This is a genomic window from Paenalcaligenes hominis (assembly GCF_011927625.1).
GTDB classification, from domain to species: Bacteria; Pseudomonadota; Gammaproteobacteria; order Burkholderiales; family Burkholderiaceae_B; genus Paenalcaligenes; species Paenalcaligenes hominis.
Genome location: NZ_JAATIZ010000001.1, coordinates 92,276 through 105,223, shown reverse-complemented (window position 1 = coordinate 105,223; position 12,948 = coordinate 92,276). Strand labels below are relative to the sequence as shown.

Below are 12,948 nucleotides of genomic sequence, written 5' to 3'. Positions count from 1 at the left end.
ACTGGAAATTTGAATTATAACGGTTAGACCGGCCTAGTTGGAACAATTTGTTGTAGCCAAAGGTTGAGTTGCCTGCTCTAACCACAGTAAAGCCGAGCCCGTCAAACGTGGCGCTAAACGCTCGCGCACGTGCTGGTGGTACTGATTTAGCCAGTGTAGCTCGGGTGGAGTTAACAACGCTGTATCAATACAGCGCGTATCAATAGGGCATAAGGTCAAGGTTTCAAAGGCGTAAAGCTCAGCAAATTCGTTGTGTAAATGCTCCACACACACAATGAGGTTTTCAATGCGAATGCCCCATTGCCCTGCTCTATATAACCCTGGTTCATTCGAGGTGATCATGCCGGGTTGCATCGCCACGGGTTGGCTACCGGGGCGGGTGCGCCAAGAAATCGACTGTGGGCCTTCGTGCACATTTAAAAAATACCCCACGCCATGACCGGTACCATGCCCAAAGTCGACCCCAGCTTGCCACAGCGGCATACGGGCTAGGATGTCAAGCTGCTGCCCTGTCACCCCGCTTGCAAATACGGCTTGTGATAGAGCAATCATGCCTTTTAATACTAAGGTGTAATCGTGCTTTTGTTCGTTAGTGGGCGTACCAACTGGAATAACACGGGTAATGTCCGTGGTGCCGCCTAAATATTGTCCACCTGAATCAATCAGCAGCAAACCATCGCCGTCGATAGTGGCATAGGATTCGGCGGTGGCTTGGTAGTGCGGCATAGCGCCGTTGGGGCCAAACGCAGCAATCGTACCAAAACTGGGCGAAATAAAGTGGGGTTGACGTGCGCGCGCGGCAGTAATTTGTTCATCCACCTCTAGCTCGGTGATGGGTCGCTGTTGAATGGTGTGCTCAAACCAAGCAAAAAACTCGCACAAGGCAGCCCCATCGGCTTCCATGGTTTGACGTACCTGCTGGATTTCTGCAGGGCACTTTAGTGCTTTAGCTAAGGTCGATGGGTTAGGCGCCTCAAGGAGGTGCACCTGAGGCGCTGCTGCCAATGTGCCCACGGTGACGGCATGGGGCGCTACCAGTAACCCAGTAGAATGAGGCAAAGCCGCTAAGGCTAGGGCTAACTGTTCATACGGCAGCACGCTAACAGCGTGCTGAGTTAAGTGGTCTTGAACCTCGTTCGACAGTTTGTCTGGGTCCACAAACAACACCACCTGGTCTACAGTGAGCAACACATGTGCCATAAACACCGGGTTATACATCACATCGCTGCCACGCAAATTCAAAAGCCAAGCAATATCATCTAAGCTCGACAATAAATGCGCGCTAGCCCCTAGATCTTGCATAGCAGTCCGTACACTTTGGACGTTTTCCTCTAGAGTACGCTGACAAAATGGAGCGGCATGCACTTGAATTGTTGATTGGGGCAAAGGGGGGCGATCAGGCCAAATTAACGCCAATAAGTCCTTGGATTCATCAAGCTTAAGCTGATGCGTTTGCGCCAGATCGTGCCACGCTCTGGACTGCGCTAAGGCCATAACTTGACCATCGTAAGCAATGACTTGGTCTGGATGTAAATGCTGCGCTACCCATTCCATCATATCGGGTACGTCTGGAGCACCCCAACGCATTAGCTCAAAGCCAGAGCCAATTAAATCGTCTGCCGCTTGGACCCAATAGCGACTGTCAGTCCACACCCCCGCGAACTCGGCCGTCACCACTATCGAGCCTGCTGACCCCTTAAAGCCGCTTAACCAGGCTCGGCCCTGATAATGTGGGGGAAGATACTCAGATAAATGGGGATCGGCGCTTAGAACGACGTAAGCGTCCACTCCAGCGCGCTGCATGACTTGACGCAACGCCTGTAGACGAGAGAAATGAACAGACATATATGACTCATAAAAACAAACAGGCACGTCAACATGCGTGCCTGTTTGGAAACACACAATGAATTAAGCGACCACTGAGACGTCTAAGGTCACACCTGATTTCGCTTGAATTTCTTCGGCTGTGACCCCATCGGCTAGCTCTAAAACTTTTAGCCCCGTTTCAGTCACTTCGAGCACACCCAAATCTGTAATGATCAGATCGACCACACCGACGCCTGTTAAAGGCAAGGTGCACTCGGGTAGAATTTTCATGGATTCCGTGCCGTCTTTAGCGCGTGCGACATGATCCATCAGAATCACTACCCGCCCTACACCTGCAACCAAATCCATGGCCCCACCCATGCCTTTTACCATTTTGCCAGGAATCATCCAGTTGGCTAGATCGCCTTTTTCTGATACTTGCATAGCGCCGAGGATGGCTAAGTTAATCTTACCACCACGAATCATGCCAAATGAGTCGGCCGAGGAAAAGAAGGAAGAACCGGGTAGGGTCGTAACGGTTTGCTTGCCTGCGTTAATAAGATCAGGGTCGACTTCATCTTCTGTAGGGAAAGGGCCGATACCTAACAAGCCATTTTCAGACTGCAACCATACTTGCATCCCTTCCGGTACATGGTTAGCCACCAAGGTAGGCATGCCAATGCCTAAGTTAACGTAAAAGCCGTTTTCTAACTCTAGGGCAGCTCGTGCTGCCATTTGTTCTCTGGTCCAAGCCATTTTTAGCCTCCTAGCGAGTGGTGCGCTGTTCAATACGTTTTTCTGGATTTTCGTTCAACACAATACGGTGTACAAAAATGCCAGGCAAATGAATGTGATCCGGGTCTAGCTCACCCACTTCGACAATCTTCTCGACTTCAACCACCGTAACTTGACCCGCCTGAGCCACATTAGGGTTAAAGTTGCGAGCGGTCTTGTGGAAGATGAGGTTACCGCTGCGATCGGCAATGTGCGCTTTCACCAGGGAAACGTCGGGCATTATGGCGCGTTCCATAACGTATTGCTTGCCCTCAAACTCGCGGACTTCTTTGCCTTCGGCCACAATGGTTCCTACCCCCGTCGCCGTAAAGAAAGCCGGAATGCCCGCCCCTCCTGCACGCAAACGCTCGGCCAATGTGCCTTGGGGAGTAAACTCTAGCTCAAGCTCTCCGGCTAAATACTGACGCTCAAACTCTTTGTTCTCGCCCACATAGGAAGAGATCATTTTTTTTATTTGTCTGGTTTCCAGTAAAAGACCCAAGCCGAAGCCATCGACCCCTGCATTATTACTGACACAGGTTAAATTCTTGACACCTGTATCGCGTAAGGCCGCAATCAGCGCTTCAGGAATTCCACACAAGCCAAACCCACCCACACCGATGGTTTGCCCATCTGCTACTAAGCCTTCAAGGGCTTTGGCAGCACTGGCATAGACCTTATCCATAATGACAGCTCCTCTATAAATATGTGCTCAAAAAACAGCAATGATGTGTCTTAGTTTATTTGTTTAGTTGCTGCTTTGCAGCAAACTCTTTCTACGTATGAGTATATACAGTTGAAATTAACACCCAACTGGACTTAAAGGACGAGGATTCCCCACGATGTTCAGGTGATGGTCACCTGACTTGCTTTGGTGGGCTCTTGGCCCAGCGCCCCTAGCCGCAGGCGCAGTCTTTGCACAAGCTAATTGGGCGTATCCCACCCCTACCACATTGATCGCGCCGATCCAAACTGGCGAAGCAGCGCCTGTTGCGCTGCTGTTCACCGGTGGGCATCAGTTGAATTTGAAGGCTTGAAGGCGTTTCATAAGCCAATCATACTCGGGGCGCTAAGTCGTGACAACGGCGGTAAAGGTAAAACCTGTGCTTACGCCGTGTCAGTCTTTCCTTTTCACGCCGCAACACGTACATTATGTTACATGCCTTTATATTGATAAAGAGTGAACAATGAACTGTCCTGATCCCTTACATGGTTATTACCTAGAAGACCTCAAAATAGGCATGAGTGCCTCTTTTACTAAAACTATCACTGAAACAGATATTGTGCTGTTTGCGGGGCTTTCCGGTGATACCAACCCGCTTCATCTTGATGCTGACTACGCCGCCCAGTCTTTTTTTGGCCAACGTGTTGCCCATGGCATGCTCAGTGCCAGTTTAATTTCGGGTGTCTTAGGTACACGTTTACCTGGGCCTGGCGCTATCTACATTGATCAACACCTATCATTTATAGCGCCCGTTCACATTGGAGATACCGTAACAGCCACCGTTACTGTGCTTGAAATTAATCTGCAACGACGCCGCGTAAAGTTAGAAACGGTGTGCAGCGTTAAAGGCAATGTGGTCATGACAGGCAGCGCCACAACACGGGTTACACGTCGCCCTAGCCATAATCTGCCGCCAAACCCATCAAAATGACTTGATTATAGCTGCGCTCAATTAATTGACGGCCAAAACAAAGCCGAACAGTATGCTAACCTGATTCAAAAATTAGAGTTTGGGGTGCTAGAGCTAGGAATAAAGTTAGCTTACGATCCTAAATCATTTGCTCATTTCGTTCTATTATCATAAAAACATTAACTCTTTGTCTTGGAGAACACCCATGTCTGAACGTGAATCGATGGAATACGACGTAGTCATCGTAGGGGCTGGCCCAGGGGGATTATCCACCGCTATTCGTCTTAAACAGCTTGCCGCTGAAAAAAACCAAGAACTCAGCGTCTGTGTATTAGAAAAAGGCGCAGAGGTTGGTGCTCATATTCTTTCAGGGGCCGTCATGGACCCAATTGCACTCAACGAGCTTATTCCCGACTGGCAAGCTCGCGGTGCCCCGTTAAACGTAGAAGTTACCCAAGATCAGTTTTTATTTTTAACTGAAACTAAAGCAAAGAGTACCCCACCATGGCTTTTACCTGACTGCCTTAAAAACGAGGGTAATTATGTGGTGCGTTTGGGCGCGGTCACTCAATGGTTGGCCGAGCAAGCCGAGGCGCTCGAGATTGATATATTCCCTGGCTTTGCAGCTGCCCATGTTCTGTATAACGAAGCCGGTGCGGTACGTGGTGTGTTGACCGGTGACATGGGCGTGGCACGAGATGGTACCCACAAACCGGATTATCAGCCCGGCATGGAGCTACTCGCCAAGTACACCATTTTTGCCGAAGGTTCCCGAGGCCACCTAGGGCGTGAGTTAATTGAAAAATTTAAATTAGACGCAGGTAAAAATAGCCAAAGTTATGGCATTGGCATTAAAGAAATGTGGGAGGTCGATCCTTCCCAGTCACAGCCAGGCTTGGTTATGCACACAGCAGGCTGGCCTTTAGATGCCGATACCTATGGCGGCTCTTTTCTCTATCATTTAGACAATAACTTGGTCGTGGTCGGCTTAGTCGTAGGGCTTGATTATGCTAACCCATGGCTTTCGCCCTTTGAGGAATTCCAACGCTACAAAACGCATCCAGCTATTAAGCCTACTTTTAATGGTGCCAAACGTATTGCGTATGGTGCGCGTTCGCTGACCGCTGGCGGCTTGTTGGCGTTGCCCAAGTTTGTGTTCCCCGGCGGTGCTATGGTGGGCTGCGAGGCTGGGTTTTTAAATGCATCCCGTATTAAAGGCAGTCACGCTGCCATTAAATCTGGCATGCTGGCCGCCGAAGCCGCCTTTGCCGCCATTAGTGCGGGTCGTCAACACGATGAGCTTAGTGCGTACACGCACGAGTTTGAACGCTCGTGGCTATACGAAGAACTCAATAAGGCACGCAATTTTAAACAGTGGTTTAAAAAAGGACGCACCGTCGGAACGTTGATGACGGGGATTGAACAATGGGTATTGAAAGGCAAAATGCCTTGGTCTATTGCCAATCACAAACCCGATCACGCCGCGCTACAGCCAGCTGCCTTATGTACCCCTATCGAATACCCCAAGCCAGATGGAGTATTAACCTTCGATAAATTAAGCTCTGTGTACTTATCCAATACGAATCACGAGGAAGACGAACCCGTTCACCTCACACTAAAAGATCCGAATGTACCGGTGCGCGTTAACCTAGCGGAATACGCTGGGCCCGAGAGCCGGTATTGCCCTGCAGGGGTATACGAATTTATTACAGATGCATCCGGCGCGGACCACCTGCAAATCAATGCGCAAAACTGTGTGCATTGTAAAACCTGTGATATTAAAGACCCCAAACAAAATATTGTATGGGTTGTGCCACAAGGGGGCGAAGGGCCTGTTTACAGCGGTATGTAAAGACACAAAGGCCGAGCCTATTGCTTTAGGCTCGGCCTTTATCTATTAATAATTTACGGGGTCGAACTGCACAGTACGTAAGCGCCACAGCCCTATTAGAAAAAATACCGCTGTGCATGCCAACGCTAAGCGATGATTCCCCGCACTCATCCACGTAATCAGCCCATAGGCAAGCGGGCCTACAATGGCAGCAAGCTGCAAGGCAAAGGCCCACAAACTATACATCTCGGCTAAACGCTCATTCGGTGCCAGAGCCCCTACCATGGCGCGACCAGCACTTTGGCTGCTACCAATACATAAGCCTGCGCAGGTTGCTGCGAGCCAAAAACCGCCAAGGGAATGCGTTGTAGCAGCAATTGCCACCATCACCAACCAACCACATAAGGTCAAGGCTAATGCATTTTTATGGCCAATTTTATCTTGGACGTGCCCAAACGCTAAGGCGCTGACGGCTGCAGCAATATTTACCGTAAAAATTAACATCATGGTTTGCTGCATGCTAAAACCCATGACTTGGGTGGCATACACCGATGAGAGTGTAATCACCACGGCTATGCCTGCGTGATACCAGGCACCACATACCAATAACCGAAAAAGATTGGGTTGCTCAAATCGACATTGCTGCAAACTTAGCCAAACGCGGCGCAGAATAAATGACGAGGCAAGCGACTGAGCACCATGGCGTTGACGTTGACGCAAAAACACCAGAGCTGGCAATGCCATCACCAAAAACACCACCGCTGTCACAATCATTACCCACGGCACCGAGTACTCTGGCCCCAGGCCTTGTTGGTCAAAAAAAGTCACAATTAAAATAGCGCAACTTAGGGTCAATATCCCACCCAAGTAGCCAAACCCCCACCCCCACCCTGAAACGCGGCCTAAGGCTTCACGCTTAGCGATTTCAGGTAAAAATGAGGCAATGAATGCCTCGCCTAGCCCATACCCATAATTAGAAAGTAGCAAGAACACCACAGCCCACACCACATAGCCTGGCCCTGAAAAGGCTAAACACGCCGTGGCAACCACACACAATAAGGTACTAAAAAACAACACTAGCTTTTTGCTGCCGTAACGATCGGCGCTAGCCCCAATGGCGGGTAAAGTGAGCATTAACAACAAATAAGAGACCGATAAGGTTAAGGTCAAAAGCAAGGTAGCCCACTCATACTCTTGTGCTACCACTCTTACAAAATAAGCACTAAATACTGTAGTAATAACGACGGTGGTGTAGCCAGAATTGGCAAAATCATACATCGCCCAAGCATATAATTCTTTCGGCTTGACCTCGGGATTTAAGACACGTTTTATTTCCATTTTTTCTCTTTACTTTTTTCTACGGTTGCTGCAAATAACCCGAAGTTAACAGCTTAAATGCATTTATTTACAGAAAATCTGTCTAGTTAGGGCTTTTACGGTTTACCTATCTCTTTAGCTTAGGTAAACTGCTACGTTGGTATTGTTCAATTTGCCAGAAGTTGTCTTTGTTTTCATTTTGTAACCACACAACGTTCTGATTTGTCCCACCAACAAAGCAAGCCATAACAGTCAATAATCTTATGTCATCACTACTCCGTCTCCTAAGCCCAGTCCGCTTTGGTTTAGTTATCGCTGTCTTGGTTTTAACCGGTTGCGCTACCACCCAAGGACCTGACTCCGCCGAAGCCGAAGCACTACTCGCTCAGCTCAGTAAAGAATACCACTACGACACACAGGCCGACCCACTGGGTGCTTATTTAGCCAACCGCGGCCGCTCTGATGTCATTACCACCTACAGTAAACCCCACGACACCCCAAAAAACTCACAACATCACTTTGCCAATGCGGCACTGGATTTTTTAGGTGTGAAATACCGTTTCGGGGGCACTGCGCCATCCAACGGCTTTGATTGTAGTGGTTTAGTTAACTACGTTGCAGAAAAATCGCTCGGTTTAAAATTACCGCGCACCTCAGCCGAAATGGCCCGTCTAGGTAAAAACATCAACAAGCAAAATCTTCAAAAAGGCGACTTAGTCTTTTTTAATACCAGTGGTAAACGGTATTCGCATGTCGGTATTTACTTGGGTGATAACAAATTCGTGCACGCGCCCCGTACAGGTTCTGTGGTACGCGTCGAAGACATGACCATTGCTTATTGGAAAAAACGCTACAACGGGGCTCGCCGTTTATCTAGCGCCAACTCCACTAATAGCTAAGCCTTACCCATTAAAAAAGCAGCCTAACCATGGCTGCTTTTTTTGTATCTATACCCTTATCAATGCAATGACTTATAAGGGCAGTCTTCACAAAAACCTTCTTGTTGCAGTGCCGCCTTAACGCTGCACACTGAACGTCTACAAGCCACTACCTTGATTCCTGAACGCTGGGCTGCAGCGCGGAAGGTCTTCATGACATTATGGCCCAAGAAATCCGTTAATAAAATCAATAGTTGGGTGCCAGAGGGCAAGGCTAAGGTCTTTTTTTGATGCGCCGGATCGCGACCACTAATGTGTTGCTTGACCTTGATATTATGAGTTTGAAGTAGGGCTGGAATATTTCCCAAGCGATCAGCCCCGACAATAACAGCACTTACACGTTGCGACATAACCAGTCTCCACTCGATGATTTGAAATCAAATGATAATCATTCTCATTTGCGTTGTCAAATAGGCAGTGAATAAAAAATAAGCTAACTGGATTCAGTTAGCTTAGGGTACAGAGTAAATAGGCGAAAAGAAGCCTACTCGGTGCGATCGAGAGCGGCCTCGACCACATCACGTTCTAAGTCAGGGTTCAGCATTTCAAGCAGCACATATAAATAATCACGCATAAACGTGCCCTCTTTGACAGCGACACGGGTTTGGTGGGTGCCAAACAAATGCCCCGCGGGAAGTCCTACCAACCCTTTATCACGACGGGGATCGAACGCCATGCCAGCAATAATACCTATACCTAAACCCACATCTACGTATGTTTTAATTACATCAGCGTCTAAAGCTGCCAACACAATATCAGGGACAACCCCGGCATTCTCAAAGGCCTCGTCTATAGCACTTCGACCTGAAAAAGCATGGTCATAGGTCACAATAGGATATTTAGCTAACTCTTGGAGATTCAGTGCTTCGGCATGGTTAGAGGGTAAATCCGCCAAAGGATGGTCTGGGCGCACCACTACAGTATGTTGCCATGAGTACACAGGCAACGTAATTAACCCTGGTGTATTGGATAGAGTTTCCGTTGCTATGGCTAAGTCGGCTTGCTCGTGCAAGATCATTTGTGCTAAGGCAGGTGGACTGCCTTCGGCTAACGACATATGAACTTTTGGAAAGCGTGCCCTGAAGTTAGGGATGACTTTAGGCAACAAATACCGAGCTTGGGCATGTGTGCAACCAATAACTAAAGCGCCTTCGTCATGGCGAGCAAAATCATCACTGACTCGACGTAAATTATCGACTTCACGCATAATGCGGTCTATTACTTCTGCTACAGCCTCACCAGGACGAGTTAAGCCTTTTAGGCGTTTACCGTGACGTTCGAAAATTTTAATTCCTAGCTCATCTTCTAATTCGATGATCGCTTTGGACACCCCAGGTTGTGAGGTGTAAAGCGCGCGAGCTGCGTCGGTGAGGTTATAATTTTGGCGTATGGTTTCACGCACAAATCGAAATTGCTGTAAGTTCATTTAAGAAGCCCCCGTAGTTATAATCTTATTATATTGAATATAGACCGAAGTTATAATTACTATTAGCTATAAACTTAACAGCAAAATACGCATTAAGCCGCTTGTTTTCTCGGTACTTTTAATCGTAAACGTTGCCAAAACAAATATGTCATTAACAAGGCAAACACAGCGTGTACCGCCCATACCCCTATACCAAAAGGCAAGGTACCACTTGCTATCCACCCCCGTGATAAGTTGATTAAATTCATATACAACAAGCCTATTAACCCTGCCAACATAATGTCGCCAGATTTACCTAAACGGGGATTAACGGCGCCTAAAGGGATAGCAAGCAGACAAAGATTAATGACCGCTAAAGGTAAAGCCAAACGCCACATGATCTGTGCCCATGACTTTTCCGTTTGATCTGCTATTAATTGTTGCGTGGGCCGGCCTTTAATTTGTTGCTCTGCTTTAGCCCGTATTGACTCTGGACTGCTTTGGTCGTCTTTGCTTTCTAAACGCACCCCATAGCGCTCAAAGTTAACTAAACGCAGCTGAGTTTGGCCCGGCATAATGTCGTAGCGCTGCCCTTCGTTTAAAACTAAAAACCGGTCGCCATTTTCTGCTGTTTCTACATGGGCGCTGTCCGCACTGATGACATTAATCCACCCTTCCTCATCGATAACCCGTGCCACAACCTGACCTAGCTCATCTTCGGGGCGCTCTGGAGATTCCGTAAAAAATACTCGGCTTCCGTTCTCTGTTTCAATAAATTGGCCTACGGTGACTTTACTTAAGTCAGAACGTAACTCGTAACGTTGTCGGTACTCAGACATTTGCCGGTATGCCCACGGAGCCGCATAGAAAGTCACTAAGCCAATTAATACGGCCATGGGAATAGCGCAGCGCAAAATAGGATTAATCCAGTCTTTTAATGACAACCCACTGGTGAACCACACCACCATTTCAGATTCTCTAAAACTACGTGTCACCGTACTAAGGACCGCAATAAATAACGATACCGTTAAAATAACGGGTAGAGCCGTAATGCTAGAGAACACCGCTAAACTGATGACCACCTCTGCACCAATATTGCCGCCTGCGGCCTCGCCTAACAAGCGCACTAAGAGCACACTGATCCATACAATCAGCAAAGTCGACAGCACAACCCCTACATGACTGAGAATTTCTGCGATAACGGCTCGTTTAAATAAAGACATATGAGACAATAGAGTAATAACAGAGGCAAAAAGCCAGTTTTTAAAGGAACGATTATGGAATTTAGCACACAAACTTCAACGAATTTAGCTCAAATTAACACAGAAGCCTTAGCTGTCGGGGTATTTAAGAACCAAGTCCTCAGCCCTGCGGCCGAGCAAATCGACCAAGCCAGCGGTGGTGCTATTCGTTCAGTGCTAGAGTCAGAGTTTAAAGCCGATGCCAAAAGCTCTTTGGTATTGCGCCATCTTAACGGAGTGGCTGCTAAACGCGTAGTCATTATCGGCCTAGGTGATAAAGACAAATACAATGCCAAAGCGCACGCTGCCGCCGAGGCCACTTTCGCCCAGTATGCCAAAGCCGCCTCTATTACTGAAGTTGTTACCACGCTAGCTAGCATTGACACCGCAGATAGCAACCTAGCTGATCGCAGTCGAGCTGCTGCTCAAGCATTGGGCTATGCCAATTACAAATACGATGTCACCCTAAGCAAAAAAGACGAGGCGCCTGTTTGCATTGAACGGGCTGCCATTTGGTCTGCCTCAACTCTAGAGGCCGAAGTGGAAACCGGTTTCAAGCAAGGTAAAGCCATTGCAGAAGGGGTTAATTTTACCCGTTTATTGGCCGACTTACCGCCTAACATATGTACTCCTACCTATCTCGCCCAAGAAGCCAAAAACCTGGGTAATCAGTACGACTCACTTAAAGTCGAAGTCCTCGAGCGCAAACAAATTGAAGCCCTAAAAATGGGTTCTTTTCTTTCCGTAGCAAAAGGCTCAGACGAACCGCCCGTCTTTATCGTTATTAAACATACGCCTAGTACGCCCTCTGATGAAGCTCCGCTTGTGCTCGTAGGTAAAGGCTTAACCTTTGATGCCGGTGGTATTTCTCTCAAACCCGCTGCCAATATGGATGAGATGAAATATGACATGGGTGGTGCCGCCAGCGTTTTTGGCGCCATGCGTGCAGTCGCCGAGCTAGGTCTAAACCGTGAGATTATCGGGATCATTGCAGCATGTGAAAACTTGCCGAGTGGCCGCGCGAATAAACCCGGTGATGTCGTCACCTCTATGGCTGGTAAAACCATTGAGATTCTGAACACCGATGCCGAAGGCCGCCTCGTATTGTGCGACGCGCTTACCTATGCAGAACGCTTCAACCCGGCTGCAGTGATCAACATTGCCACTCTCACAGGCGCATGTATTGTGGCCTTAGGCGATATTAACAGTGGTTTATTTAGTAATAACGATGACTTAGCTGAACAAATCAAAGAGGCCAGCCAACAAACCAATGATGGCGTCTGGCAACTGCCTATTACCGACGAGTACCAAGCCAAGCTAAAATCAAACTTTGCTGATATTGCGAATATTGGTACACCGGGTGCTGGCTCTATCACCGCAGCTTGTTTTTTAGCACGCTTTACTGAAAGCTACCCATGGGCTCATTTAGACGTAGCGGGTACCGCCTGGTCTAGCGGTGCTAACAAAGGGGCCACTGGGCGCCCCGTGCCTTTATTAGTTCAATACTTAATTAACCAAACGGCTTAATATGACAACTCGCGTCGACTTTGCTTTCGGCGCGCCCCATCGTTTGCGCACCGCTTGTCAGGTGGTTCGCAAACACTACATAGCTGGGCGCAAATTAATTATTTACCATTCTGATAAACGCGCTCTGGCTCGCTTTGATCGGTTGCTGTGGGGGTTTGAACCGACGGCATTTATTCCTCATGTCGGCATTCAGCATCCATTAGCTGCGCAAACCCCTATTCTGTTGACCTATACCGCACCTGAACCGCACAGCACTACCGAACCCTCGTGGCTGCTCAACCTTGATACTCAGTGCCCTCCTACTGCTGCACAGTTTCAACGCATACTCGAGATTGTGTCCGAGCAAGAGCAAGACAAACACGCCGCTCGCCAACGTTGGCGCCAATATCAGCAGTGGCAATTTGATGTGCGAGCTCATCAATTGTCACCGTCTTAATACGCACGGTTGTGCTTGATCATTCAGCTAATTGTCAGC

Annotated in this window: 12 protein-coding genes; 5 read left to right on the top strand and 7 right to left on the bottom strand. The window is 48.2% G+C overall.

The window, feature by feature from the left end; all coding sequences use genetic code 11:
* Positions 1–33: 33 nt before the first annotated feature.
* The 3 genes from GGR41_RS00505 to GGR41_RS00495 all read right to left on the bottom strand — a co-directional run bounded on the left by GGR41_RS00505 (position 34) and on the right by GGR41_RS00495 (position 3,265).
* Entirely contained in the window at positions 34–1,845 is a 1,812-nt protein-coding gene (locus GGR41_RS00505; protein WP_167660188.1) for an aminopeptidase P family protein, read from the bottom strand.
* A gap of 63 nt (positions 1,846–1,908) precedes the next feature.
* Positions 1,909–2,562, bottom strand: coding sequence for a 3-oxoacid CoA-transferase subunit B (locus GGR41_RS00500; protein WP_167660187.1), 654 nt, complete (start codon positions 2,560–2,562; stop codon positions 1,909–1,911).
* 10 nt (positions 2,563–2,572) lie between these two features.
* Positions 2,573–3,265: a CoA transferase subunit A gene (locus tag GGR41_RS00495; RefSeq protein ID WP_167660186.1), complete on the bottom strand. Its 693-nt coding sequence runs from the start codon at positions 3,263–3,265 to the stop codon at positions 2,573–2,575.
* A gap of 502 nt (positions 3,266–3,767) precedes the next feature.
* Here GGR41_RS00495 and GGR41_RS00490 point away from each other — a divergent pair.
* Entirely contained in the window at positions 3,768–4,235 is a 468-nt protein-coding gene (locus GGR41_RS00490) for a MaoC family dehydratase (protein WP_167660185.1), read from the top strand.
* 184 nt (positions 4,236–4,419) lie between these two features.
* On the top strand, positions 4,420–6,066 hold the full coding sequence (locus GGR41_RS00485) for an electron transfer flavoprotein-ubiquinone oxidoreductase (protein WP_167660184.1): 1,647 nt from the start codon (positions 4,420–4,422) through the stop codon (positions 6,064–6,066).
* A 45-nt stretch (positions 6,067–6,111) separates the two neighbouring features.
* Here GGR41_RS00485 and GGR41_RS00480 read toward each other — a convergent pair whose 3' ends face one another.
* Complete coding sequence (locus GGR41_RS00480) at positions 6,112–7,383, bottom strand: MFS transporter (RefSeq protein WP_229711091.1); 1,272 nt, start codon at positions 7,381–7,383, stop codon at positions 6,112–6,114.
* Positions 7,384–7,625: 242 nt separating this feature from the next.
* Between GGR41_RS00480 and GGR41_RS00475 the strand changes: the two genes are divergently transcribed.
* Positions 7,626–8,261 (top strand): C40 family peptidase, encoded by a 636-nt coding sequence (locus GGR41_RS00475; protein WP_167660183.1) that lies wholly within the window; start codon positions 7,626–7,628, stop codon positions 8,259–8,261.
* A gap of 59 nt (positions 8,262–8,320) precedes the next feature.
* Here GGR41_RS00475 and GGR41_RS00470 read toward each other — a convergent pair whose 3' ends face one another.
* The 3 genes from GGR41_RS00470 to lptF all read right to left on the bottom strand — a co-directional run bounded on the left by GGR41_RS00470 (position 8,321) and on the right by lptF (position 10,928).
* Positions 8,321–8,650 carry a DUF2325 domain-containing protein gene (locus GGR41_RS00470; protein WP_167660182.1) on the bottom strand — a complete coding sequence of 110 codons (330 nt, stop codon included), beginning with the start codon at positions 8,648–8,650 and terminating at the stop codon, positions 8,321–8,323.
* A 134-nt stretch (positions 8,651–8,784) separates the two neighbouring features.
* Positions 8,785–9,726 (bottom strand): CysB family HTH-type transcriptional regulator, encoded by a 942-nt coding sequence (locus GGR41_RS00465; RefSeq protein WP_167660181.1) that lies wholly within the window; start codon positions 9,724–9,726, stop codon positions 8,785–8,787.
* A 92-nt stretch (positions 9,727–9,818) separates the two neighbouring features.
* Positions 9,819–10,928 (bottom strand): LPS export ABC transporter permease LptF, encoded by a 1,110-nt coding sequence (lptF, locus tag GGR41_RS00460; protein ID WP_167660180.1) that lies wholly within the window; start codon positions 10,926–10,928, stop codon positions 9,819–9,821.
* A gap of 54 nt (positions 10,929–10,982) precedes the next feature.
* Here lptF and GGR41_RS00455 point away from each other — a divergent pair, with 54 nt between their 5' ends.
* The gene (locus tag GGR41_RS00455; protein WP_167660179.1) at positions 10,983–12,473 is read left to right on the top strand and encodes a leucyl aminopeptidase; all 1,491 of its coding nucleotides are present in this window, start codon (positions 10,983–10,985) and stop codon (positions 12,471–12,473) included.
* A gap of 1 nt (position 12,474) precedes the next feature.
* Positions 12,475–12,909, top strand: coding sequence for a DNA polymerase III subunit chi (locus tag GGR41_RS00450; protein ID WP_167660178.1), 435 nt, complete (start codon positions 12,475–12,477; stop codon positions 12,907–12,909).
* The last annotated feature ends 39 nt before the right edge of the window (positions 12,910–12,948 follow it).